This is a genomic window from Citrobacter sp. Colony219 (genome assembly GCF_019382635.1).
Taxonomy (GTDB): Bacteria; Pseudomonadota; Gammaproteobacteria; order Enterobacterales; family Enterobacteriaceae; genus Citrobacter; species Citrobacter youngae.
Map to the genome: position 1 here is coordinate 4,298,590 of NZ_CP080033.1, position 719 is coordinate 4,299,308.

General features: G+C 53.4%; 1 protein-coding gene. It reads left to right on the plus strand.

Annotation, left to right across the window (positions count from 1 at the left end; all coding sequences use genetic code 11):
* Window positions 1-719, plus strand: a 719-nt coding sequence (locus tag JTI85_RS18990) for a phage portal protein (RefSeq protein ID WP_219352600.1), incomplete at both ends; no start/stop codon positions are given.

Here is a 719-nt window from a genome sequence, read left to right on the forward strand (position 1 = left end):
TTCGTGCAGGACTATCTGGTATTCGGTAACGCCTACCTGGAGAAACGCACCAACCGGCTTGGGGGTATTCTGTCGCTGGAGCCATCGCTGGCGAAATATACCCGCCGTGGTCTGGATCTCGATACCTACTGGTTTGTGCAGTACGGTATGACCACGCAACCGTATGAGTTCACCAAAGGCAGCATTTTTCACCTGATGGAGCCGGATTTAAACCAGGAGATTTACGGCCTGCCGGAATACCTGTCCGCCATCCCTTCCGCCCTGCTGAACGAGTCCGCCACGCTGTTCCGCCGTAAGTATTACATTAACGGCAGTCATGCGGGTTTTATCATGTACATGACCGACGCCGCACAGAACCAGGAGGACGTGAACAACATCCGCCAGGCGATGAAAAGCGCCAAAGGCCCGGGCAATTTCCGCAACCTGTTTATGTACTCGCCCAACGGAAAAAAGGATGGCATTCAAATCATCCCGTTGTCAGAGGTGGCAGCAAAGGATGAGTTTCTGAACATCAAGAACGTGAGCCGCGATGACATGATGGCAGCTCACCGCGTTCCGCCGCAGATGATGGGCATCATTCCCAACAATACCGGCGGCTTTGGTGATGTGGAAAAGGCCAGCCACGTCTTTGTTCGTAACGAGCTGATGCCACTGCAGAAGCGTCTGCAGGAGTTGAATGATTGGATTGGGGAAGAAGTGATCCGCTTTGAGCCTTACAC